General features: G+C 66.4%; 19 protein-coding genes and 1 tRNA gene. 11 read left to right on the forward strand and 9 right to left on the reverse strand.

What is annotated here, in order from left to right:
• Nucleotides 1-22: 22 nt before the first annotated feature.
• On the reverse strand, nt 23-3,442 hold the full coding sequence (locus tag ABIE58_RS03705) for an indolepyruvate ferredoxin oxidoreductase family protein (RefSeq protein ID WP_354543339.1): 3,420 nt from the start codon (nt 3,440-3,442) through the stop codon (nt 23-25).
• A 167-nt stretch (nt 3,443-3,609) separates the two neighbouring features.
• Between ABIE58_RS03705 and ABIE58_RS03710 the strand changes: the two genes are divergently transcribed.
• Nucleotides 3,610-4,503: a LysR family transcriptional regulator gene (locus ABIE58_RS03710; RefSeq protein ID WP_354543340.1), complete on the forward strand. Its 894-nt coding sequence runs from the start codon at nt 3,610-3,612 to the stop codon at nt 4,501-4,503.
• 254 nt (nt 4,504-4,757) lie between these two features.
• On the opposite strand, the gene gnd is transcribed toward ABIE58_RS03710, so the two are convergent.
• Nucleotides 4,758-6,158 (reverse strand): NADP-dependent phosphogluconate dehydrogenase, encoded by a 1,401-nt coding sequence (gene gnd / locus ABIE58_RS03715; protein WP_354543341.1) that lies wholly within the window; start codon nt 6,156-6,158, stop codon nt 4,758-4,760.
• Between the two features lie 158 nt (nt 6,159-6,316).
• Between gnd and ABIE58_RS03720 the strand changes: the two genes are divergently transcribed.
• Nucleotides 6,317-6,898, forward strand: a complete 582-nt coding sequence (locus tag ABIE58_RS03720) for an ImuA family protein (RefSeq protein ID WP_354543342.1) — start codon at nt 6,317-6,319, stop codon at nt 6,896-6,898.
• A gap of 35 nt (nt 6,899-6,933) precedes the next feature.
• Entirely contained in the window at nt 6,934-7,488 is a 555-nt protein-coding gene (locus ABIE58_RS03725; RefSeq protein ID WP_354543343.1) for a YceI family protein, read from the forward strand.
• A gap of 219 nt (nt 7,489-7,707) precedes the next feature.
• Here the strand turns inward: ABIE58_RS03725 and ABIE58_RS03730 are convergent, their stop codons facing one another.
• Nucleotides 7,708-9,315 (reverse strand): peptide chain release factor 3, encoded by a 1,608-nt coding sequence (locus tag ABIE58_RS03730; protein ID WP_354543344.1) that lies wholly within the window; start codon nt 9,313-9,315, stop codon nt 7,708-7,710.
• A 68-nt stretch (nt 9,316-9,383) separates the two neighbouring features.
• Entirely contained in the window at nt 9,384-10,385 is a 1,002-nt protein-coding gene (locus ABIE58_RS03735; protein WP_354543345.1) for a Hint domain-containing protein, read from the reverse strand.
• Nucleotides 10,386-10,575: 190 nt separating this feature from the next.
• Between ABIE58_RS03735 and ABIE58_RS03740 the strand changes: the two genes are divergently transcribed.
• Nucleotides 10,576-11,355: an SDR family oxidoreductase gene (locus ABIE58_RS03740; protein ID WP_354543346.1), complete on the forward strand. Its 780-nt coding sequence runs from the start codon at nt 10,576-10,578 to the stop codon at nt 11,353-11,355.
• 66 nt (nt 11,356-11,421) lie between these two features.
• On the forward strand, nt 11,422-11,949 hold the full coding sequence (locus tag ABIE58_RS03745; protein ID WP_354543347.1) for a DUF3833 domain-containing protein: 528 nt from the start codon (nt 11,422-11,424) through the stop codon (nt 11,947-11,949).
• A gap of 69 nt (nt 11,950-12,018) precedes the next feature.
• Here the strand turns inward: ABIE58_RS03745 and ribA are convergent, their stop codons facing one another.
• A complete protein-coding gene (ribA, locus tag ABIE58_RS03750; RefSeq protein WP_354543348.1) occupies nt 12,019-13,113 on the reverse strand; it encodes a GTP cyclohydrolase II in 1,095 nt (364 codons plus the stop codon).
• A 158-nt stretch (nt 13,114-13,271) separates the two neighbouring features.
• On the opposite strand from ribA, the gene ABIE58_RS03755 reads away from it, so the two are divergent.
• Entirely contained in the window at nt 13,272-13,958 is a 687-nt protein-coding gene (locus ABIE58_RS03755; RefSeq protein ID WP_354543349.1) for a response regulator transcription factor, read from the forward strand.
• 311 nt (nt 13,959-14,269) lie between these two features.
• Here ABIE58_RS03755 and ABIE58_RS03760 read toward each other — a convergent pair whose 3' ends face one another.
• On the reverse strand, nt 14,270-14,659 hold the full coding sequence (locus ABIE58_RS03760) for a c-type cytochrome (protein WP_354543350.1): 390 nt from the start codon (nt 14,657-14,659) through the stop codon (nt 14,270-14,272).
• Nucleotides 14,660-14,767: 108 nt separating this feature from the next.
• A complete protein-coding gene (gene lipB / locus ABIE58_RS03765; RefSeq protein WP_354543351.1) occupies nt 14,768-15,454 on the reverse strand; it encodes a lipoyl(octanoyl) transferase LipB in 687 nt (228 codons plus the stop codon).
• 86 nt (nt 15,455-15,540) lie between these two features.
• Here lipB and ABIE58_RS03770 point away from each other — a divergent pair, with 86 nt between their 5' ends.
• From ABIE58_RS03770 to ABIE58_RS03780, 3 genes are all read left to right on the forward strand, one after another.
• A complete protein-coding gene (locus tag ABIE58_RS03770; RefSeq protein WP_354543352.1) occupies nt 15,541-16,857 on the forward strand; it encodes a peptidoglycan-binding domain-containing protein in 1,317 nt (438 codons plus the stop codon).
• A gap of 110 nt (nt 16,858-16,967) precedes the next feature.
• Nucleotides 16,968-17,054, forward strand: a tRNA-Leu gene (locus ABIE58_RS03775).
• A 403-nt stretch (nt 17,055-17,457) separates the two neighbouring features.
• Entirely contained in the window at nt 17,458-18,183 is a 726-nt protein-coding gene (locus tag ABIE58_RS03780; protein WP_354543353.1) for a metallophosphoesterase family protein, read from the forward strand.
• Here ABIE58_RS03780 and ABIE58_RS03785 read toward each other — a convergent pair.
• Nucleotides 18,167-20,167, reverse strand: coding sequence for a hypothetical protein (locus ABIE58_RS03785; protein ID WP_354543354.1), 2,001 nt, complete (start codon nt 20,165-20,167; stop codon nt 18,167-18,169). The two genes, ABIE58_RS03780 and ABIE58_RS03785, sit on opposite strands and share 17 nt — an antisense overlap.
• Before the next feature lie 256 nt (nt 20,168-20,423).
• Between ABIE58_RS03785 and ABIE58_RS03790 the strand changes: the two genes are divergently transcribed.
• Together ABIE58_RS03790 and ABIE58_RS03795 are read left to right on the forward strand one after the other, a co-directional pair.
• Nucleotides 20,424-21,599, forward strand: coding sequence for an acetyl-CoA C-acyltransferase family protein (locus ABIE58_RS03790; RefSeq protein ID WP_354543355.1), 1,176 nt, complete (start codon nt 20,424-20,426; stop codon nt 21,597-21,599).
• An 80-nt stretch (nt 21,600-21,679) separates the two neighbouring features.
• Complete coding sequence (locus ABIE58_RS03795; RefSeq protein WP_354543356.1) at nt 21,680-23,878, forward strand: response regulator; 2,199 nt, start codon at nt 21,680-21,682, stop codon at nt 23,876-23,878.
• On the opposite strand, the gene yaaA is transcribed toward ABIE58_RS03795, so the two are convergent.
• Nucleotides 23,863-24,627: a peroxide stress protein YaaA gene (gene yaaA, locus ABIE58_RS03800; RefSeq protein WP_354543357.1), complete on the reverse strand. Its 765-nt coding sequence runs from the start codon at nt 24,625-24,627 to the stop codon at nt 23,863-23,865. The genes ABIE58_RS03795 and yaaA overlap by 16 nt on opposite strands.
• Nucleotides 24,628-24,640 lie beyond the last annotated feature (13 nt).

Raw genomic sequence — 24,640 nt, forward strand, 5'->3', positions numbered from 1 at the left:
TCACATGACATTTTCATGACGGTCATTCTGCCGCACGCGCCATTTCCGGCCCGCCCGCGCGGATCACGGCCAGCAACTCCTCGCGCCGCTTTTCCGCCTTGGCGGCATTGGCCTGCTTGACCGGGCCAAAGCCGCGGATCGAGAGCGGCAGCAGCGCCAGCGCAATGACCGCATCGCGCGTCTGCGGCGTGAGTTTGGGCAGCACCTCGGCCATGTCGGCCTCGTATTGACGGATCAGCGCGCGCTCCATCCGCCGCTCCTCGCTGCGCCCGAAAGGATCAAGCGGCGTGCCGCGCAACCCCTTGAGCCGCGCCAGAAGCCGGAAGCCGCGCAACATGCCGGGGCCATATTCGCGCTTGACGGGCCGTCCGTCGGGGCCGGTTTTGGGCAGGATCGGCGGGGCGAGGTGGAATTTCATCGTGAAATCCCCGCCGAACTCGGCGCGCGCCTTCGCTTCCGTCTCCAGATGCAGCCGCGCCACCTCGTATTCGTCCTTGTAGGCCAGAAGCTTGTGATAGCCCTGCGCCACCGCATCGCGCACGCCCTCATCGCTCACGCTGTCCACCAGCTTGCGATAGCGCTTGGCCAGCCGCTTGCCCTGATATTTCACAAGGTGGTCGGCACGATAGGCGATCCGCTCTTCAAGCGTTTTCGGCTTCGCCACCACCCTAGGCGTCACCAGCCGCGCCGCCGCCTGCGGGTCATGCGCCGCCCAACGGCCCACGTCGAAGGCGCGCAGATTGGCCTCCACCGCCGCGCCGTTGAGGCGGATGGCCTCCGTGATCGCCTCGTGGCTGAGCGGGATCAGGCCCCGCTGCCAGGCCGCGCCGAATACCATCATGTTGGAATAGATCGAATCGCCCATCGCCACGCGCGCAAGTTCCGACGCGTCGAAAAGCTGCACATCGTCGCGCAGCCGCGCCTGAAGCGCCAGTTCCAGCCGCTCGGCGGGCAGGCGGAACTCGGGGCTTTGGGTAAACTCGCCGGTGATGATCTCGTGGCTGTTGACCACCGCCCCGGTGCGCCCCTGCCGCGTCAGGCCCAGCGTTTTTGCGCCCGCGCTCACCACCAGATCGCCACCGATGAGGGCATCGGCCTCGCCGGTGGCCACGCGGATGGCGCTGATTTCCTCGGGGGTATTGGCGATGCGGCAATGGATATGCACCGCGCCGCCCTTCTGCGCGAGCCCGGCCATTTCCATCATGCCCGCGCCCTTGCCGTCGATCTGCGCGGCCTGCGCAAGGATCGCGCCGATGGTCACGACCCCGGTGCCGCCCACCCCGGTGATCACCACGTTATGCGTGCCATGGATTTCGGGCAGCGTGGGCGCGGGCAGGTCCGGCAACGTCAGATCGGCGCTGGCCTCGCGGCGGATTTGCGCGCCTTCCAGCGTCACGAAAGACGGGCAAAACCCCTTGAGGCAGGAGAAATCCTTGTTGCAGCTTGACTGGTCGATGGCCCGCTTGCGGCCCAGTTCCGTCTCTACCGGCACGATCGAGACGCAATTGGATTGCCCCCCGCAATCGCCGCAGCCCTCGCAGACATCGGTGTTGATGAACACGCGGCGGTCCGGGTCGGGAAAATTGCCGCGCTTGCGGCGGCGGCGCTTCTCGGCGGCGCAGGTCTGGATATAGAGGATGACGCTGACACCCTCGATCTCGGTGCAGCGGTCCTGCACGCGCGGCAGGTCTGCCCGCTCGGAAAACGCCGCGCCCTCGGGAAAGCCCTCGCGCGCCACCTCTTCCTTTTCGTCGTAGACCACAAAAATATGGGCCACCCCCATCGCACGCAATTCCTGCGCGATGCGCTGCGGGCTGAGGCCGCCCTCGTTGGGCTGTCCGCCGGTCATGGCCACCGCGTCATTATAAAGGATCTTGTAGGTGATCGTGGTATTCGCCGCCAGCGCCGCGCGAATGGCGAGGATGCCCGAGTGGTTATAGGTGCCGTCGCCAAGGTTCTGGAACACATGGTGCCGCTTGGAAAACGGCGCTTCGCCGATCCAGTTCGCCCCCTCGCCGCCCATATGGGTGTAGCCCGAGGTCTCGCGATCCATCCATAGCGCCATGATGTGACAGCCGATCCCGGCATAGGCACGGCTGCCCTTGGGCAGTTTGGTCGAGGTGTTGTGCGGGCAGCCCGAGCAGAAATAGGGCAGGCGCGCAGCGATTTCCTCGGCATTGTCGGCCTTCTTCGCCTCGGCAATCGCGGCCAGCCCGGCCTTGATCCGGTCGGTGCCGCGCCCCTCCTCAATGAGGATATCGCCCAGCTTTTCCGCGATCCACACCGGATCGAGCGCATAGCGTGTCGGGAAAAGCTCCTCGCGGTGCATCCCGCCGGCACCGCCCTTATACCAGCCATAGACGCGGCGGCCGCGCCGATCATCGAATATCGCCTCCTTGATCTGCACCTCTATGAGCTTGCGCTTTTCCTCGACCACCACGATCAGTTCCAGCCCCTCGGCCCAGTCGTGAAAGCCCTTCATATCCATCGGGAAGGTCTGGCCGACCTTGTAGGTGGTGATCCCCAGCCGCGCGCATTCGTCCCCGTCAATCCCCAGCAGCGACAGCGCATGAACCAGATCGAGCCAGTTCTTGCCCGCCGCGACAAACCCGATCTTGGCCCCCGGCTTGCCATGCACGCGGCGATCCATGCCATTGGCATGGCTGAACGCCTCGGCGGCAAAGCGCTTGTGGTCGATCATGCGCGCCTCTTGCGTGATCCAGTGATCGTTGAGGCGTATATTCAGCCCGCCCTCGGGCATGTCGATCTCGGGCAGAACGAACTGCAGCCTGTCGGGGCGGCCATCGACGACGCTTGTCACCTCCACGGTATCCTTCATCGTCTTGAGCCCCGCCCAGACCCCCGCGAACCGCGACAGCGCGAAACCGTAAAGCCCGAAATCAAGGATTTCCTGCACGCCCGCAGGCGACAGCACCGGCATATAGGCATCGACCAGCGCCCAATCGGATTGGTGGCACACGGTGGAGCTTTCGCCGGTATGATCGTCGCCCATCGCCATCAACACGCCGCCATGCTTTGACGTGCCCGCCATATTGGCGTGGCGCATCACGTCGCCCGAGCGGTCCACCCCCGGCCCCTTGCCATACCAGAGGCCAAACACGCCATCATGCGTGCCCTCGCCGCGCAATTCCGCCTGCTGCGTGCCCCAGAGCGCGGTGGCGGCCAGGTCCTCGTTCAGCCCTTCCTGAAAGCGGATATCATTGGAACGCAATATTTTTTCCGCGCGCGTCATCTGCAAATCCACCGCGCCAAGGGGCGAGCCGCGATAGCCGGTGACATAGCCTGCGGTATTCAGCCCCGCCGCGCGGTCGCGTGCCTTTTGCATCAGCATCAGGCGCACCAGCGCCTGCGTGCCATTAAGCAGAACCGGCGATTTTTCCAGATCGAAACGGTCGTTCAGCGAAACCTTTTGCGTGGTCATGTCGTGCCTCCCTTTCTGAGAGCCGTGCCTCAGTATAGGCCAATAATAGGTCACAATTTGTGACCCATAAAGCGGAATTTCGTCAAAATATCGTGCTCTTGCTATCGCCGTGACGCGGTTTTCTGCTATTGCGTCAAGGGCACTGATGCTTTTTGAAAGACATGCGCATGGACTGGGACAAGCTCAGAATATTTCACGCGGTTGCCGATGCCGGTAGCCTCACCCATGCCGGTGACATGCTGCACCTGTCGCAATCGGCGGTGTCGCGACAGGTGCGCGCGCTCGAGGAATCGCTCAACGCGACGCTGTTTCACCGCCATGCGCGGGGGCTGATTCTCACCGAGCAGGGCGAATTGCTGTTCGACGCCACCCGCGCGATGCTCAAACGCCTCGACGCCGCCACCGCGCGCATCCGCGACAGCGAGGAAGAAGTGTTCGGCGAATTGCGCGTGACCACCACCACCGGTTTCGGCACGCTGTGGCTTGCCCCTCGCCTGACCAAGCTCTACGCGAAATACCCCGATCTCAAGATCGACCTGATGCTTGAGGAACGCGTGCTCGATTTGCCCATGCGCGAGGCCGATGTCGCCATCCGCATGAAGGAACCAAGCCAGGCCGACCTCATCCGCAAACGGCTGATGAGCGTGCATATGTGCCTCTTCGCCACCCAAAGCTATGCCGAAAAAATAGGTCTGCCCGTTACCCCCGACGCGCTGTCGGCGCATCGCCTGATCTGCCAGAACCCGCGCTCGGCGCAGGTGGGCGCCGGGGCGACGCTGGTGAGCGAATTGATGAGCAACGATATTTCCTCGCTCTTGACGGTCAACAATTATTTCGGCGTGCTTCAGGGTGTGTTGCACGATCTTGGCATAGGTGTGTTGCCCGATTACCTTGCACATGATTTCCCCCAGATCGTGCGTGTGCTGCCCGATATCGCCTCGACCGAGGTGCCGGTCTTCCTCGCTTATCCCGAGGAATTGCGCCAATCCAAACGTGTCTCGGCCTTCCGCGATTTCATCCACGAGGAAATCATCGCCTATCGGCGCACGCTGCGCGACTGAGGCACGACAGGCGGAGCAATTGCGCCGATGCCCACAAACCGGGCAGGCCGCAAAGCAGTCATGCGCCCCGATCATACCGGACATGCTGCACTTGCGGCATTATTCATCTTGATCGGTCGGGGTGACGCCATTATTTGCAAGGTGTGAATGAGACGGGCGCGAGCCTGTCACTTTCATACCTCCCTGTTGGACTTCGGCCGAGCTTAGTGCTCGGCCTTTTTTTTAAGCTGCACGGTTTTTGCGCAAGGCTGCAATCAATTCCACCACGGCCCGTGATGCCGTCCCGCCTGCCCCAGCCGCTCGAACCCGTGCCGCCCGAACCGGTCGCGCTGTGCCTGAATAAGGCCGGCGGTGCCATGCCCGTGCCGCATCGTGTCATACCACGCCAGCGCCGCCGCGAGCGCGGGCACCGGGTGGCCGCCATGCGCCGCCTCGGCCACCACCTGCCGCAACGACGGCAGATACCGCACCAGCCGTTCGGCATAGCCCGGCGACAGGATCAGCTCGCCCTCCGGCACGCCCGCATCAAAGGCCCCGGCGATATCGTCGAGCAGATCGGCGCGGATGATGCAGCCCGCCCGCCATATCCGCGCGATCAGGCCCGGCTCCAGCGCCCAGCCATATTCTACTGACGCCGCCGCAAGCACCCGGAAGCCCTGCGCATAGGCCAGAAGACGCGCCGCCATGAACGCCTCGGCCAGCACCTCGGGCGTCGCGGTGATCGCCCCCACCGCCCCGCCGAGCCGCGCCTCGGCCGCCTGCCGCAATTCCTTTTCCGAGGACCAGCTTCGCGCGCCCACGGCGGCCTCGATCACGCTTGCCGATTGTCCCAGCCGCAGCGCCTCGATCACCGTCCAGCGCCCGGTGCCCTTTTGTCCGGCGGCGTCCTTGATGACATCGACCACCGGGTGCCCGGTCTCGGGGTCGGTCGCGGCCAGCACCTCGGCGGTGATCTCTACCAGGAAAGAGCGCAGCGGCCCCGCGTTCCACTCCGCAAGGATCGCCGCGATTTCGGGCGGCGAGAGCGCGGCCCCGTTGCGCAAAAGGCCGTAGATCTCGGCGATGATCTGCATATCGGCATATTCGATGCCGTTATGCACTGTCTTGACGAAATGCCCCGCCCCGTCGGGGCCAAGATGCGCCACGCAAGGCACGCCCTCGTGCCGCGCGGCGATGGCGGTGAGGATCGGGCGCACCTGCTGCCAGCTATGATCGCTGCCGCCCATCATCATCGAAGGGCCGTGCCGCGCGCCCTCCTCGCCCCCCGAAACCCCCAACCCGACGAAATGCAGGTCAAGCCCCGCCAATTCCGCCGCGCGCCGCCTTGTGTCATGGAAATCGGCGTTGCCGCCGTCGATCACGATATCACCGGGGGCGAGCAAAGGCGTGATCGCCGCGAGCATCGCATCCATCGGCGGGCCGGACGGGATCATGAACAGGATGGTCCGGGGCAGCGCCAGCGCGGCCACGAAATCCTCAAGGCTTTCATGCGGATAGAGCCGCGCCGCCAGCCCCCCCGCCTCGGCGATGAAGGGCGCGATCCAATCGGCCTCGCGGTTGCTCACCGCCACGTCGATGTCGTGGTCGGCCATGTTCAGCGCCAGCGCGCTGCCCATCGTGCCCAGCCCGTAAATGCCGATCCGTGCCTTGCCCATGCCGCCCTCTGATATCGCTAACACCTGCGGTGCAGGCTACGCCCGCGCCCCTCGCGATTGCAAGCCGGAGCGTCACCCTCGGGGCAAGCCCGAGAGCCGCCCGACACCAAAACACCTCCCCGCTTGAGAACAAACCATAAACACGCTATCCTCGCCCCATGACCGCCCTCGCCCATATCCCGCACCCGGCCCTGCCCGTCGCAGGCCCGCTCGCGCTCGCCCCCGGTCGGCTGCACGAGGGCTGCGGGCCTGCGCGGCACACATGGGCAATGCTGGTGGCGGGCGCGCTTTCGGGGCCGGTGCTCTGGATCGCCCCCGCCTGGGCCACCGACCGCCCCGAGCCGTGCGGCCTTGCCCCTCTCGCCGGGCCGGAGCGCCTCATCTTCGTCACGCCTGCGCATCGCAACGATCTCTTGTGGTGCATGGAAGAGGCGCTGCGCAGCGGGGCCGTGCCGCTGGTGGTGGCCGATCTGCCAGAACCACCCGGCCTTACCCCCGTGCGCCGCCTGCACCTTGCCGCCGCAGAGGGCGGCAGCCGCGCGCGCCGCCCCCCTCTCGGGCTGATCCTCACCCCCGGCGAGGGCGGCGCGCCGGGGGTCGAGAGCCGCTGGCACATGGCCCCGGCGCATCTGCCCGAGGCCGACCGCTGGCACCTTTCCCGCCGCCGCCACCGCAGCGCGCCGCCCGCCGAGTGGCACCTCTCGGGCCGCCCCGGCGCATGGGCCATCACGCAATCGTGATACCCGCCCCGCGCCGCCGCGCCATATCACCACGCATGATCCGGCTCATCCTCGCGCTTGTCCTCCTCGCCACCCAAAGCCTCGCCGCACCCGAGGCCTGGCGGCTCGACGTCGCGCGCTCGACCGTGGGCTTCACCTATGAGTTCATCGAGGGCGACAACAGCGGCACGATGCCCGTGGCCGCCGCCGATATCCGCCTCGACCTGCGCGACATCACCGCAAGCGAGGTGGCGGTGACGCTCGACGCAAGCGGAGCGCGCGCGGGCTTCTTCCTCGCCACGCAGGCGATGCGCGGCCCGCGCGTGCTCGACACCGCGCGCCACCCGTCGATCACCTTCCGCTCCACGCGCATCACCGGCACGGTGCAGGCGGCGCGCATCAAGGGGCTGCTGACCGTGCGCGGTATCACCCGCCCGGTGACGCTCGATGCCGGTCTCTACCGCCAGCGCGGTGCCGATCCGGCGGCGCTCGATACCCTGACGGTGCGGCTCACCGGCAAGATCGACCGGCACGCGTTCGGTGCCTCGGGCTACCCCGATCTGGTCGGGCCGATCATCACCTTGCGGATCATCGCCCGCATCACACGGTGAGAGAGATACGCGACGCAGACGATCCGCCCCGTGTTCGACATCCGACAGATGTTGCCCGATGCTGATCCGGCCTGCCATGTGCGATGCCGTCGGGCACCTGTTGTGGCTGGCCTGACGGGGACGTTGGCGGCGATGCCCGTTGCGCGGACTCGAGGCGCGCCTTGGCGCGCCGCCGCGCGGCTCATCGATCATATCGACTGGCAACTCCAGCCCAGCCCCCTAAACCATCATCTCCTTGGTCGCCGAGAGCGTCACCTCGGGGTAATCGCGCGCCACGCGGTCGATATCCCATTGCAACCGCGTGAGATAGACCACGTCGCCGTCATTGTCATGGGCGATGTGCTGCTTGTTGGCGGTGATGAAGGTCTCGACCGCCGCCTTGTCGCCCGTCACCCAGCGCGCGGAGGTGAATTGCGACGCCTCGAAGCGCACCGGAAGCCCGTATTCAAGCTCGATCCGGCTGCCCAGAACATCGAATTGCAACTGCCCCACCACGCCAACGATAAAGCCCGACCCAAAGGCGGGCTTGAACACCTTGGCCGCACCCTCCTCGGCAAATTGCATCAGCGCCTTTTCCAGGTGCTTGGCCTTCATCGGGTCGCCCGCGCGGGCCTGTTGCAGCAGTTCCGGGGCGAAGGACGGAATGCCGCTCACGCGCAGGCTCTCGCCCTCGGTCAGCGTGTCGCCGATGCGCAACTGCCCGTGGTTGGGAATGCCGATGATATCGCCCGCCCAGGCCTCTTCGGCAAGCTCGCGATCGGCGGCGAGAAACAGCACCGGGGCCGAGATCGTCATCGTCTTTTTCGCGCGCACATGGGTAAGCTTCATGCCGCGCCGGAAATGCCCCGAGGCAAGGCGCAGGAACGCCACGCGATCGCGATGCTTGGGGTCCATATTGGCCTGCACCTTGAAGACAAAGCCGCTTACCGCCTCCTCCTCGGGGGCGATCTGGCGCGGGGTGGCCTTTTGCGGCTGCGGCTCGGGGGCATAGGCGCCGATGCCCTGCATCAACTCGCGCACGCCGAAGGAATTGATCGCGGAGCCGAACCAGATCGGCGTCATATGCCCCTCGCGCACCGCCGCGACATCGAGCACAGGCAGCAATTCGCGCGCCATCTCGACATCCTCGCGCAGCTTGGCCAGCAGGTCGGCGGGGATGTGCTCGGCCATTTTCGGATCATCGAGCCCGTCGATGGCGACGGTCTCGGCCACGCGGTTGCGGTCGGCGCGGTCCATCAGCTCCAGCCGGTCGTGGATCATGTCATAACAGCCCAGGAAATCGCGCCCCATGCCGATGGGCCAGCTTGCCGGCGTGACATGGATGGCAAGGGTTTCCTGGATCTCGTCGATGATCTCGAACGTCTCGCGCGCCTCGCGGTCCATCTTGTTGCAGAAGGTCAGGATCGGCAGGTCGCGCATCCGGCAGACCTCAAAGAGCTTGCGGGTCTGGCTCTCGACCCCCTTGGCCCCGTCGATCACCATCACCGCCGCATCAACCGCGGTCAGCGTGCGGTAAGTATCCTCGGAAAAATCCGAGTGGCCGGGCGTGTCCACGAGGTTGAACCGGAAATTCCCGAAATCGAAGGACATCGCCGAGGCCGAGACCGAAATCCCCCGGTCCTTTTCCATCTGCATGAAATCCGAGCGCGTGCGCCGCGCCTCGCCCTTGGCGCGGACCTGCCCCGCCATCTGGATCGCGCCGCCATAGAGCAGGAATTTCTCGGTCAGCGTGGTCTTGCCGGCATCGGGGTGCGAGATGATGGCAAATGTGCGCCGCCGGGCAATCTCGGCGGGCAGATCGGGGCGATTTTGGGTCTGGTCCAGCATGGCCGCCATATACTGGCGCGCCTGCGGCGGCGCAATGGGCCTTGGCCTTGGTCCTGCCCCCTGCCCGCTCAGCGCAGCGAGGCGCGGCGCAAGAGGTCGGCGGCGTCGGGATGGTCGAGCAGGGCGCGCCCGATCTCGAATTGCAGATGCGCGGGGGTGTCGTGGCCTGCGGTGTCGGGCAACAACTCGGATGGCAGGGCCGATCGGGTGCGCGGATCGAGCAGCAGGGTTTCGGCGGCGATCCCCTCGGCAAAGATGATCTGGTGGCGGTCAAACAAAAGCTGCACATAGTCGATATGGCCGCCGGTTTCCACGCGCACGCTGTCACCGTTGACAAGGTGGCGCGCGCGCACCAGCACCTCGCGCCGCCCGGCGCCCATCGCGTCGTCGCGCTGATAGATGAACAGCCGGTGATCGGGGCTGACCAGAAGATCACCCTCGTTGTTGAGCGCGCCCGCGCGGATGCGCACCGGGGCGAAATCACCCACCGCGCGCAGCGTGGTCTGCCCGATCCAGCGCAGCGGCTGCGGGCCCTCGTCGCGGGTCAGCACCATGTCGCCGGGTTGCAGCGTTTCCACCGGTTTCTGCGCGCCCGTCGCCATCGTGATCCGCGTGCCGCGCGTGAACGACACGCAGGCGGCCTGCGCGAACCGCTGGCGTGCGCCGCCCCGGTCGATACGCACCAGCGCATAGCCGGTGCGCGGCACGATATGGGCAAGCGGCATGGCAAGCACATTGGCCACGCAGCCCTCGGCATCGGTCTCGACAAAGATCAGCACCTCGGCCACGTTGCCCGTGGCGGGCATCAGCGTGAGGCAGCAATCGAGATGCACCGGCGCACCGGGCGTGCCGATCCCCGATCCTTCGGCGATGCGAAACGGGCCGACCCCTTCCATCACAAGCGCCAGTTGCCGCGACCGCGCCCGCGCGCCAAGCTCGTAGATGTCATCGAGGTCAAGCTCGGCGGCGAAGGTGAGCGCATCGCCGAGATTGGCCCCGCTGACCACGCGCAGGTCGGCGGCCTCGAACACCTTTATGGTTTGCGCGGGAGGCGGGGCTTGAATGGTCATGGCGGTCCTTGACAGGTGACGCGTGGCTCGGGTGGCGCAGGTTCGTTTCTGCAAGCTAGGGTAGGATTGTGGCACCATCTGGTCAATTCCGGCAAGAATTCCCGGCACGCGCCGGGGATCGGCGGGCTCTTGCTGGTCATCCTGCGCCGGGCGGTGTTAACTTGGGGTGAACAACGAAAGGAAATGCGCGATGGATCTGGGACTACGTGGCAAACGGGCGCTGGTTTGCGCCTCGTCAAAGGGGCTTGGGCTGGGCTGTGCGCGGGCGCTGGCCGAGGCGGGCGTCGATCTGGTGATGAACGCACGCGGGGCCGAGGCGCTGGAGGCGGCAGCGGCAGCGATTCGCGAGGAGTTCGGCGTCGAGGTCACCACCGTGGCCGCCGACATCACCTCCGAGGAGGGCCGCGCGGCAGTGCTTGAGGCCGCAGGCGCGGTGGATATCCTCGTCAACAACGCAGGCGGGCCGCCGCCGGGGATGTGGACGGATTGGGACCGCGCGGATTTCATCGCCGCGCTCGATGCCAACATGCTCGCCCCCATCGCGCTCATCAAGGCGCTGGTGCCGGGTATGATGGCGCGCGGCTGGGGCCGGGTGGTCAACATCACCTCGCAATCGGTGAAATCGCCGATCCCCATCCTGGGGCTGTCGAACGCGGCGCGCGCGGGGCTGACGGGCTATGTCGCGGGCACCTCGCGGCAGGTGGCGGGCAAGGGCGTCACCATCAACAACCTGCTGCCCGGCATCCACGCCACCGACCGCGCTGTATCGCTCGATTCCGGCGTGGCAGAGCGCGAGGGAATCACGATCGAGCAGGCGAAGGAAAAGCGCTGCGCCACCATCCCCGCCGGTCGCTATGGCACGCCCGAAGAGTTCGGCGCGGCCTGCGCCTTTCTGTGCAGCCGGCACGCGGGCTTTATCGTCGGTCAGAACGTCCTGCTCGATGGCGGCGCGGTCAACGCCACGCTGTAGACCGCAGACCTTGCCGGGGCCGTTTGGCGGCATACCTCTCCCGTGACAGCAACCGGGAGAGGGTTTATGCGTATCTTGCTTGCCGCCTGCGCGGCACTCATGCTCGCGGGCTGCGCTGGTCGGCCCGATCTCGCCGATCCACCCCTCAGCACGCGCGATTTCGAGCTTGAGACCTTTTTTGATGGGCATGTCGTCGGTTACGGGCAGTTCCAGGACCGGTTCGGCACCGTGCGGCGGCGCTTTACGGTGGATGTAACGGGCACATGGGACGGGCAGACGCTCACCCTTGACGAGAGGTTCCGCTATGCCGACGGCACCACCGAGACGCGCGTCTGGACATTGGAGCAGACCGGCCCCGAAACTTGGGCCGGATCGGCACCCGGCGTGATCGGCACAGCCGGGGGCGAAGAGCGGGGGGATGCGTTCAACTGGCGCTACCAGATCGACCTGCCGGTGCCCGACGGCACGCTGCGGGTGCAATTTGATGATTGGATGTGGCAGGTGAGCGAGACCCGCGTCCTCAACCGCGCCTATATGGACAAGCTTGGCGTTGAGGTGGGCGAGGTGATCATCTGGTTTGAAAAGCAGCGATAGGGCTGGGCGTGGTGTAGAGGAGACGCTCGCCCCCCTTGCCTATCCTCAAACTGCCGGGGGGGCACCTCGTCAAAGCAGATGCCCCGATTTCGCGGCCTTGGTGGCCAGATAGGCGTGGTTGTGCGGGTTCTCGCCCAGCCGGAGCGGCACACGCTCGACCACGTCGATGCCGTTCTGCGCCATCATCGCGATCTTGGCGGGGTTGTTGGTCAGCAACCGCACGGCGGAAAACCCCATCCGCCGCAATATATCCGCCCCGATGCGGAAATCGCGCTCGTCATCTTCGAAACCCAGCCGGTGATTGGCCTCGACCGTGTCAAAGCCCTGATCCTGCAAGGAATAGGCACGCATCTTGTTGGCCAGGCCAATGCCGCGCCCCTCCTGGTTGAGATAGAGCAGCACGCCCGCCCCCTCGGCCCCCATCTGCGCCAGCGCACCGCGCAATTGCGGGCCGCAATCGCATTTGAGGCTGCCCAGCAGATCACCGGTAAAACAGGCCGAATGCAACCGCGCCAGAACCGGGGCATCGCGCCGGGGCTGGCCGATTTCGACGGCGTAATGTTCCTCGCCGCCATCCTCGGGGCGAAACACATGCAGCCGCCCCGCCTCGGAAACGGCAAGCGGCAGGCGTGCGCTCACCACAGGGTGCATCGGGCTGGCCTCTGCCAGATGCGGAGCGGCGGCGCTGGCCGCCAGCATGGTCAGCCCGTGGCGCGTGGCGAAACCCGCACCATCGGGCAGGTCGAGCAGCACCGCCGCCGGCAAGAGCCGCGCGGATTTCACCAGTCGCAGCGCCAGCCGGTGCAGGCCCGCATCCCCGCCCCGCTCGCTCACAAGCGGCCCCTTCATCGGCACGCGCAGGTCATCGGCGGGATCGGCCACCGCCAGCACCCATGACAGCCGCGCCTCCGCAGGCAGCCGCACCCGCGCCAGATCGCCGTCATAGGCGCGCGCCTTCAATGTCGCGGCACGGCGCGCCGTTATCGCAAGCACCGGCGCGCCGCCCAGCGCCTGCACATCCGCAAGCCGCTGCGCATCGAGCGTCTCGGCGGCCAGCACCAGCGCCGCGCCGCCGCGCGCATCGCAGAGCACCACCGGCACGCCCATGCGCAGATCACCCCGCGCGCGGGCGATGGATTCGGTCAGGTCGGGGGCAAGGCTCATGGGCAAACTCCGGTATCCGGGGCCACCGAGGTAGCGTATATTGTAATGAATGGCAAAGAAACGCTCGCGCGGCAACACGTGGCCGTGAGACCTGTGACGCCACACTTGCCGCGCGCGCCCGGCTTGCGCATCTTGGCTCGCAGGAAGAGGAACGCATCATGGCTCAAGTGAAAAAGATACTGCTGGTAGACGACGATGACGACCTGCGCGAGGCGCTGGGCGAACAACTCGTCATGACCGAAGATTTCGACGTGTTCGAGGCCTCCAACGCCGCCGAGGCGATGGCGCGGGCCAAGGACATGATCTACGATCTCATCATCCTCGATGTCGGCCTGCCCGATACCGACGGGCGCGAGCTGTGCCGGCTCATGCGCAAACAGGGGGTGCGCGCGCCAATCCTCATGCTGACCGGGCATGACGGCGACGCCGATACCATCCTCGGGCTGGACGCGGGGGCCAATGATTACGTCACCAAGCCGTTCAAGTTCCCGGTGCTGCTGGCGCGCATCCGCGCGCAACTGCGCCAGCACGAGCAATCCGAGGACGCGATCTTTCAGCTTGGTCCCTACACGTTCAAGCCGTCGATGAAGATGCTGGTCACCGAGGAGGATCGGAAGGTCCGCCTGACCGAGAAAGAGACCAATATCCTCAAATTCCTCTACCGCGCCCCCGAGGGCGTGGTGCCGCGCGACATCCTGCTGCACGAGGTCTGGGGTTATAATGCGGGCGTGACGACCCACACGCTCGAGACCCATATCTACCGACTGCGCCAGAAGATCGAGCCCGATCCGGGCAACGCTCGCCTTCTGGTAACCGAGTCCGGTGGCTATCGCCTTGTGGTTTAAAAGTCACGCCGCCTTGACCGATATCAAAGTGGTATCCGAGTTTCATGATTACTATGGTATTGTTCACATACGGTAAGACGTGAACCTCCCTGTTGGACTGGCCCCGGCATCGACCGGGGCCTTTTCTTTATGCCGTGTTCGCCACCCGGCACAAACCTCTCAACGATCTGTCTGATTGCCGCGCCGAAGCGCCCTCATGCGAAAACCGTTGCTCCGCCCAGCGCCCGGTCGTGCCGGAAAAGGGCGGTGTCGCATGGAAAGGGCCGCGCGGGCGATGCCGCGCGGCCCATCATCCGGTCCGCTTGCCCGGCTTACTCGGAGAAGGTGGCGAGATAGGCGGCCACGTCTTCGCCGCCCTTGCGCAGCTTGAACGTCATCTTGGAGCGGCTGCCGAGGAAATCGCTGGGATCCTTGACATATGTCGCGAGGGTTTCCTCGGTCCAGGTCTCACCGGCCTCGGCCTTGGCCTTGAGCCCGTCGGAATATTTGTAATCCTCGACGCTGCCCATCACCCGGCCGATCACGCCATAAAGGTTGGGGCCGGTCCGCCCGCCCTTGACGAGCGTCTCGCTGTCGGAGGCGATCATGTGGCAGGCCTTGCACTTGTTGAATTCCTTCTCGCCCTTGGCGGCGTCGCCCTCTGCAAAGGCAGGCAGGGCAAGCGCGGTCATCAGGGCGGTGGCTGTCAAAACGGTCTTCATGGCTACCTCTCGGTTGGGTTTATCTTCACCCGTCAACATAGCCTTGCGACATGTGCTTGCAACCGACAATTCGTCGCGATCTGGAGCGGTGGCGGTGCGCAGGCCGCGTCAAGCCTCGGCAAAGGCGGTGTCGAAACTGCGCATCAGGGCGGTGTCGAGATCGGCCATGCTGACCGGCAGGCCGAGATCGACGAGGCTGGTGACGCCGTGCTCGTATATGCCGCAAGGCACGATGCCGGTGAAATGGTCGAGATCGGGGTCCACGTTGATCGACAGGCCGTGAAAGCTCACCCATTTGCGCAGGCGGATGCCGATGGCGGCGATCTTGTCCTCCTGGGGGCACCCGGCGGCGGTCAGTGGTTTGTCGGGTCGCGTGACCCAGACGCCGACGCGGCCCGCGCGGATCTCTCCGGTGACGTTGAACTCGGCGAGGGTGGCGATCACCCAGGATTCCAGCGCTGCGACAAAGCGGCGCACGTCGCGTCCCCTTCGGCCCACGTCGAGCATGACATAGGCCACGCGCTGGCCGGGACCGTGATAGGTATATTGCCCGCCGCGCCGGGCCTCGAACACGGGAAAGCGGTCGGGCTCCACAAGATCGGCGGCGCGCGCCGAGGTGCCGGCGGTGTAAAGCGGGGGGTGTTCCAGGAGCCAGATTGCCTCTCGGGCCTCGCCCGCGCTGATTCGCGCGACGCGGTCTTCCATTGCGGCCACGGCCTCGCGGTAGTCAACCAATCCGGCGGAATGATGCCATTCCACGCCGTTTTGACCGGTTGAGACGGGGGAATTGAGCATCTGGGGGGTGACTCACACGCGGGATAGGGCAAGATTGTGCTATCATGCGGGATAGTTGCGATCCACCTCATTCAGGGAGACGAAAAATGACTTCAAACAAATTTGTCATGGCGGCGCTGATGGCGAGCGTCGCGGCCCTGCCCGGCACGCGGGCGGCGGCGGATTTTGCAGATGGCCTTGTGGGTGGCATTGTCGGCGGCGCGGTGAGCGGCATCATCGTCAATGAAAGCGCCAAGGCCCGCGAGCGCAGACGCGGCACGACCACGCAGCGACGCGTCTATCGCGCGCCCAGCGTGTCGAGCCAGCAGACCCGCGAGGAGCAGACCGCGCTCAACTATTTCGGCTTTCCGGCGGGCACGCCCGACGGGGTGCGCGGGCGCAACACCCGCAACGCGATTTCCAGCTATCAGGCGCATATGGGCTATCCGGTGTCCGGGTATCTGGCTGATTACGAGCGCCAGTTCCTGATCTCCTCCTACTATCGCGCGCAATCGGGCGGTGCGGCCACGAACCAGCTCATCGCGCAGCGCGGGCAGGGCACGCGCGGCTTGCTGCACGCCTATCGCGACGAGGCGGCGGGTGCGCCGCCGACCTATGCGGCGACGCCCGCGCCGCAGGCGCAATCGCCGGTGATGGCGGCGATCCCGCAGACCGCGCAGGTGCCGCAGCCCGAGGTGCCGCAGACCGCCGCGATCGGCGCGTTGCCCAATTTCATGGCCTCGGGCGGGGACGGGCCGTCGCTTGCCTCGCATTGCAATCAGGTGAGCCTCGTGACCAATTCGAATGGCGGGTTCGTCACCCCCGCCTCGATGCAGGATCCGCGCTTTGCCCTGAACGAGCAGTTCTGCCTTGCGCGCACCTATGCCATCGCCGAGGGCGAGACGATCGCGGCCTCGATCAAGGGGATCACGCCCGAGCAGCTCGAAGAGCAGTGCCGCGCCTTTGGCCCCGTGATGCGCGATCACGTGGCCGCGCTCTCGCTCAAGGATCGTGGCGAGGTTCTCGACGGCGTGCGGGGCTTCGTGCTCCAGAGCGGGCAATCGCCCGCGCAGCTTGTCGGGACCGCGCGTGTGTGCCTCTCGGTGGGCTACCGCATCGACAACATGACCGTGTCGCTCGGCTCGGGGCTGTTGCTCGCGGCGCTGGGCGAGGAGGCCTATGGCGAGTTGATGGGCCATCACCTCAACGAGGGTTTCGGCACCACCAAGCGCCCCGATCTTGCGCAGCAGTGGTATCGCGCGGCCGTCGAGGCGATGGAAAACGGTGCCAAGCCGGTCTTTGCCCCCGGCGATTCGGGGCGCACCGCGCTGTTGCGGCAAGCCGTGTTCGGGGCCGCCTCGGGGGCGCAGCAGGGCGGTGGCGTGCAACCCGCCTCGACACTGCCCACGTTCAAGGTGGACTGAGCCAGCGCGCCCTGTGAAAGGGGTGCGAGAAAAACCGGAGGGGCGATGCGATTTGCCCCTTCACAAGGTGATACGCATTGCGTATACGCCCCGCAGCCTACCAGGCACGTGCGGTCGTGGCGGAATTGGTAGACGCGCAGCGTTGAGGTCGCTGTGGGGTAACTCCCGTGGAAGTTCGAGTCTTCTCGACCGCACCATCACTCTCTAAAAATCTGTGCCCTGCCGGGGCCCTGGCCGTAACCTCGACGGGCCACGCCCGCGCCACACCGGCACATGCGGCCCGGCACGGGGGTGCCTGGAGCGTCTGTCTTGATCGGGCGGTGTTTTCGATCCAGGCACGGTCAGCTTTGACGAGTGCGTTTGCAGTCTCGATGCGGTTCTCATGACCGCGACAAGGGCGCGCTTGGCCGGTTTTCCCGCGACGCGCAGGGCGGCATGCTCTGCCCGGCGATCAAGGGAAAGCGCCTCGCGACCAAGGTCGGCACAGGAGGCGCGCCTTGATCCGCGCGGGGGGCTTTGCAGTGAATGACGGCTCCCCGTGGGCGGCCGACAGCGTCCCATCTCTGGACATCCCGCCCATCGCAGGGTCTACATGCGCCCATGACCGATCCCATCTATGCCATCCCCGACATCCACGGGCAGGACGCGCTGCTTGACGAGGCGCTGGAGCGTGTCGCGCGCGACGGCGGCCCGCAGGCCACTATCGTTTTTCTGGGCGACCTCGTCGATCGCGGCCCCGACAGCCGCGCGGTGATCGAGCGGCTGATGCAGGGCCAGGCCGAAGGTCGCCCCTGGCGCGTGCTGCGCGGCAATCACGACCAGATGTTGCTCGATTTCCTCGACCGGAGCGTGATCCATTCGCCGCGTGTCGCCTCTGGCCTCTCATGGCTCAACCCGCGCCTTGGCGGGGCCGAGACGCTTGCTTCTTACGGCGTTACCGCGCCCGACCCCGAAGCGGCCCATGCCGAGGCGCGCGCCGCCGTGCCGCAGGCGCATCGCGACTGGCTCGCCCGCCTGCCGCTCTGGCACGAGGCGGGGCCGCTTCTTTTCGTGCATGCGGGCCTGCGCCCCGGCGTGGCGCTGGACCGGCAAGACCCCGATGACCTGATGTGGATTCGCGCGGGCTTTCTCGACCATGCAGAGCCGCATCCCTGGCTGGTGGTGCATGGCCACACCGCGCTGGACCATCCCGCCCATTTCGGCACCCGCATCGACCTTGACGGCGGCGCAGGCTTTGGCCGCCCGCTCTGGCCTGCGGTGTTCGAGGGGAGAGGTTGCTGGCTGCTGACCGATAGCGGGCGAGAGCCGCTCACTCCCGCCGAATGATCCCGGTGATCGCCGCCGCCCCCACGGCGGTGACGATCCAGCCGAACAGCTTGAGAAACCACGTCGCAACCCAGGCCAGCCCGCCCAGCCGCGTGGCCGTGGTCGCGCTCCACGCCGCCTCCTGCCCCAGATCGACCAGCGGGATGAACACATCCGCCGCATAGGTCGCGGCGGCAAAGGTCTGGTAATGCTGCCCCGCCTCCGACGCCTCCCACGCCACGCCGGGCAGGTCGGGGTTGGCCGCCATCGCCTGCGCCCAGTGCGGCGAGGTCAGGATGATATCGGAATTCGGCACCATGCCGCCGAAATTCCAGACATAGAGGTAGAACAGCCCCATCACCGTGATCGTGCCGGCGGTCCAGTAAAGCACCCGCTGCGGCGCATGGCCGTAGCCCACCAGATAGCGCAGAAACCAATGCCAGACCGGCAGGATACGCAGATCGAGCCAGAGCCGCGCCAGCCGGTTCTGGACCTCGTGATGATCGGCAGGCATGGGCGTTGCATCGCGGCGTTTGCGCAGGTCCGCCTGTTCCTCCACCGCCCGCCGCGTCCAGTCCGCCGCCAGCCGGATTTCCTTCTCCAGCAACACAAGCCGCGCATCGCTTGTATGCCCCATCGCGCGGAACACGCTGGCCAGTTGCTCATAGGGCTGCGGCCAGAACTCGCCTTCGTAAAACGATCCGCGCTTGACCCAGCCCAGCCGCATCCGCGCGGCCATCGGCCCGAGGATGCTTTCATAGCGCAACCCGTGGAGATAGAGGCGCTCGACCTTTTCCCAACTCGCCGCATCATCCACGAGGTCCGCGACCTTTGCGCCATTAAGGTCCACCGTCCCACTGACCGCCGCAACCCTACGCCAGTATAATTGCCCCAAGTCCATATTCTGCGCGTTGAGCGCCTTGCCCCCCGCATTCCCGAACCGTGTCCCCACGCAATTCAACTGCCCGCAGATCCCGGCCCCGGAAAGGCTCACCTCCCCCTCTGCTACGACCCCGCGCAGAAACACGCCTTCCGTTACGCGCGCACCTTGCGCGTTGAGCGCCATGCCCCCCGCATTTCCGAACCGCGCGCCATCGCAGGCCAACTGCCCGCCGATCCCGGCCCCGGACAGGCGCACCTCCCCCTCTGCCGAGACCCCGCTCAGAAACACGCCGTTAGTTACACGCGCACCCTGCGTGTTCAACGCGTTGCCCCCCACATTCCCGAACCGCGCGCCCACGCAAGACAACTGCCCGCCGATCCCGGCCCCGGACAGGCACACCTCCCCCTCTGCTACGACCCCGTTCAGAAACACGCCCTCCGTTACGCGCACACCCTGCGCGTTCAGCGCCTTGCCCCCCGCGTTCCCGAACCGCGCGTTCGCGCAATCCAACTGCCCGCCGATCCTGGCCACGGACAGGCTCACCTCCCCGTCTGCCGAGACCCCGCTCAGAAACACGCCTTCCGTTACGCGCACGCCCTGCGCGTTCAACGCGTTGCCCCCCGCATTCTCGAACCGCGCCCTCTCGCAGGCCAACTGACCGCCGATCCCGGCCCCGGACAGGCCCACCTCCCCTGTCACCGTGACCTCGCGCAGAAACACGCCGCCCGTCACCTGCGCGCCCTGTGCGTTCAGCCCCGGCAGGCGGCTACGATTGAGGGCCAAAATCTCGAACCGCGCTTGCAGCGCCTTGAGGGGATTTTCGAACCGGCAGGCGAATAGCCCGGTCAACCCCTTCGCCGTCGCGAAATCGAGGTCGAGCGTGCCGGTCACATAGGCCCCGGTCAGGTCCACCCCCCTATCCGCCACCGGCCGCGCCTCGCACCCGCCGCAAATCAGATATCGCAGCAGGTCCGCCCGCACGTTTCGCGCATCGCTCGGGCCGTCGGGCAGCGTCCCATCGCCGAGAACCGTCGGCACCCCCGCCTTGCAATTCTCCAGCAGGGTTTTCTCGGCAGGGCTCAGCGCCGCCTCGTCGATGTCGGCATGTCGTCGGATCGTCATCGCGGGGCACTCTCGGGCAGGCCTTGGGGTCGGGTCCTACACAAGCACCTTGCCCCCGTCCTGACAAGCCGTGCACAACCCGCGAGATCCTCGGCTCAGGCCAGAGGAGGACGACTGCGGGGGGCACCGTGCGCCGCCCCCTATGAACCGGTCGGTTGGTGCGCCGAACCGGTCGGTTGCCTGCGCGCCCATGTCACCGTTGCCAAGCCCGCCCCCCTGTGGCTAATTTGCGCTCAACCATTCAGGGAGGACCCCCATGACCGATATCGTGATTCTCGACGGCTGCCGCACCGCAATCGGCACTTTTGGCGGGGCGCTTGCCGGCACGCCGCCGACAACGCTTGGCGCGATCGTCGCGCGCGAGGCGCTGGCGCGGTCGGGCGTCGAGGGCGGGCAGATCGGGAACGTGGTCTTCGGCCATGTCATCAACACAGAGCCGCGCGACATGTATGTCAGCCGCGTCGCCGCCATCGATGCGGGCATTCCCGACAGCGCGCCTGCGATGAACGTCAACCGGCTTTGCGGCTCTGGCGCGCAAGCCATTGCTTCGGTTGTTCAATCCCTGATGCTGGGCGATGCCGATTTCGGCCTTGCGGGCGGTGTCGAGAACATGAGCCGCTCGCCCTTCATCATCCCCGATCAGCGCTGGGGCGCGAAGATGGGCGATATCAAGACGCTCGACATGATGCTGGGCGCGCTCAACTGTCCGTTCGGCACCGGCCATATGGGCGTGACGGCTGAAAATGTCGCGGCGGAACACGGCATTACCCGCGAAGATCAGGACGCGTTTGCGCTGGAAAGCCAGCGCCGCGCCGCGGCGGCCATCGCCGAGGGGCGGTTCAAGTCCCAGATCGTGCCGGTCGAGGTGCGCGTGAAGCGCGACATGGTTGCATTTGACACCGACGAACATCCCAAGGCCACCACGCCCGAGGCGCTGGCCGGTCTGCGCGCGGTGTTTCAGAAGGATGGCTCTGTGACTGCCGGCAACGCCAGCGGAATCAATGACGGGGCCGCCGCCCTCGTCTTTGCCCGCGCCGAGGCCGCCGAGGCCGCAGGCCTCAAGCCGCGCGCGCGCGTGCTGGGCTATGCCCATGCCGGTGTGCGCCCCGAGGTGATGGGCATCGGGCCGATCCCGGCGGTGGAAAAGCTCTTGGAACGCACCGGGCTGAGCGCCGCCGATTTCGACGTGATCGAATCGAACGAGGCCTTTGCCGCGCAGGCGCTTGCGGTCAACAAGGCGCTTGGCCTTGATGCCGCCCGCGTGAACCCCAATGGCGGGGCCATCGCGCTTGGCCACCCGGTGGGGGCCACCGGCGCGATCCTGACCGTCAAGGCGATGCATGAGCTGGAGCGCACGGGCGGCAAGCGCGCCATCATCACCATGTGCATCGGCGGCGGGCAGGGTATCGCGCTAGCCATCGAGGCGCTGTGATTTCTCGCACGCGTTAAGCCATTCTTCACGACGATGCCGGATTGTGGCGCAACCACGATCCGGCGCGGCGGAGGACGGGCATGACCCTCGCGAACAAGCTGGCAGAGGAACGGCGCGCGCGTCTCGCCGCCGAACGCCTGCTGGAGCAAAAACAGGCGGAGCTTCACGCCGCCAACCGCAAGCTCGGGCTGCACGCCCGCGCGCTCAGCACCGAGATCACCGAGACCCGCGCCGAGGTCCAGACCGTGCGCGACGAGAACCAGCGCGTGAAATCCGATCTCGGGGCCGCCAACCAGAAGATCGAGATCGCCGAGCGGCGGCTCTGGCATTCGATCCAGGCGATCGAGGACGGGTTTGCCTTTTTCGACGCCGACAGCCGGATGATCGCGGCCAACAAGGCCTGGCTTGCGGTGTTTGATGGGCTGGAAATGGTGCGCCCCGGCATCAGCTATATCGAGATCCTGCAACTCATCACCGAGGAGGGGATCGTCAATATCGGCGACATGTCCCGGCATGAATGGCGCGAGCAGATGCTCGACCGCTGGCAAGGCCCGGCCCCCGAGCCGCAGGTGATCCGCCTGTGGAACGGCCATTACATCCGCCTCACCGACCGGCGCGGCGCGGGCGGCGACATGGTCAGCCTGGTGCAGAACATCACCGCCATGATCCGCTATGAAAAGGAGCTCAAGGATGCCCGCGGGCGCGCCGAGGCCGCCAACCGCGCCAAATCCGCATTCCTTGCCAATATGAGCCACGAGATCCGCACCCCGATGAACGGGGTGGTGGGCATGGCCGACCTGCTGGCCGAGGGCCCGCTCGACGACGAACAGCGCCTTTACGTGACCACCATAAAGCACTCCGCCGAGGCGCTTCTGGTCATCATCAACGATGTGCTCGACTATTCCAAGATCGAGGCCGACCGGCTGCCCCTGCACCCCGAGCCGTTCGATCTGGAGCGGTGCATCCACGAGCTTGTGACGCTTATGCAGGCCCATGCCCGCGATCGCGGAATCGACATCCTGGTGGATTACGATCTGTTCCTGCCGACCCGCTTTGTTGGCGATCCGGGGCGTGTCCGGCAGATCCTCACCAATCTCGTGGGCAACGCGGTCAAGTTCACCGAGGCCGGGCACGTGATGATCCGCGTCACCGGCATGCAGGCGGGCGAAGGCGCGGAGGCCGATATCCGCATCAGCATCGAGGATACCGGCATCGGTATCCCGCGCGAGAAGCTCGATCATATTTTCGGCGAATTCAACCAGGTGGACGACGCCAAAAGCCGCAAGTTCGAGGGCACCGGGCTTGGCCTTGCCATCACGCAAAAGCTGGTGCGGCTCATGGGCGGCGATCTTTGGGTCGAGTCCGACGAGGGGCGCGGCTCCACCTTCGGGGTCTCGCTGCCTTTGCCGGTGGCCGAGGCGGCCATTCCCGAGGGCGCGCGCCCCGATCCGCGCATTGCCCGCGCGCTCGTGGTCGAGCCCCACACCACCTGCCGCGCGCTCCTGGAGCGGCAACTGGCCGCGCTCGGGATGGAGGTCACGGCCTGCGCCGATGCGAGCGCCGCGCGCGCGCAGGTGGCGCGCGACGCGCCCGACCTGGTGATCGTCGATCACCACATGGAGGGCATGGACGGGTTCGAGCTTGCCAGCGCCCTGCGCGCGGCGGGCCATGCGATGCCCGTCATCGTGCTCAGCCCCAATTCCGGCAGCGCCGCGCAAGACCCTGCGCGCGGCGCGGTGCAGGCCGTGCTCCAGAAACCGGTGGCACGGCGCGATCTTCTGACCGCGCTGGCGGGCCTTACCCCGCCTGCCCCAGCCGGGACCGGCCCGGCCGACCCGCCCGCCAAAGCCCCCCCTGCCCCGCGCGCCATGCGCGTGCTGGCCGCCGAGGACAACAAGACCAACCGGCTGGTGTTTTCCAAGATGGTGCAGGCGCTCGATATCGAATTGACCTTCGCCGGGAACGGGCGCGAGGCGGTGGCGCTGTTCCAGAGCCTTGCGCCCGATATCGTGTTCATGGATATTTCCATGCCCGAGATGGACGGGAAAGAAGCCACCCGCGCCATCCGCGAGATCGAGGCGCGCGAGGGTGGCCATGTGCCGATCGTGGCGATGACCGCCCATGCCATGAATGGCGACGATACCGAGATCCTTGCCGCCGGGCTGGATCATTACCTCACCAAGCCGCTCAAGCGCGCGGCCATCGTGGCGCAGATCACCACCGCCACCCCGCCCGGCCTGCGCCCGCCCGAGGGCGCGCCGACTCAGGCGGTAGGCTGATCGCGCAGGAACACGGGCCGGTCGGTGGCCGACAGGTCGGGGGCATGGGCATACCCGCCGGTGTCGAAATCCGTCAGCGCCTCGGGATCGACCAGCCGGTTGTGGATGATGAACCGCGCCATCGCGCCGCGCGCGCGCTTGGCGTAGAAACTGACGATCTTGGGTGCGCCGCCGCGCTCTTCCATGAACACCGGCGTGATGACCCGCAGCCCGAGCGCCGCCTGATCGACCGCGCCGAAATATTCCTGGCTCGCGCAATTCACCAGCACGTCGCTGCCCAGCTCCGCCGCCTGCGCGTTCAGCGCCCGCGCGATCCGGTCGCCCCAATAATCATAGAGCGTGCGGCCACGGCTCGTGGCCAACCGGCTACCCATTTCCAGCCGGTAAGGCTCGATTGCATCCAGCGGGCGCAAGACGCCGTAAAGCCCCGAGAGGATACGCAGGTGATCCTGCGCGAAAGCCATTTCATCGGGGTCGAGCGATCCCGCCTCCAGCCCCTGATAGGTATCCCCGGCAAAGGCGAGGGCGGCGGGTTTTGCGTCCATCGTGCCGAAGGCCGCGAAGCGATCCATATTGAGCCGCGCGAGGCTTTCGGAGATTTTCATCAGGTCTTGCAGCCCCTTGGTGTCAAGCCCGCGCGCCACCTGCGCCAGGTCCTCGGCCTCGGCGCGAAAGGCGGGCTGCGTGGGGGTGATGCCCTCTGCGGGGGTCATATCCAGTTTCTTGGCGGGCGAGACGACGACCAGCATATCTGTTTCCTCA

Origin of the sequence: Roseovarius sp. MBR-78, assembly GCF_040547535.1 — a bacterium.
In the GTDB taxonomy this organism is placed as follows: Bacteria; Pseudomonadota; Alphaproteobacteria; order Rhodobacterales; family Rhodobacteraceae; genus Roseovarius.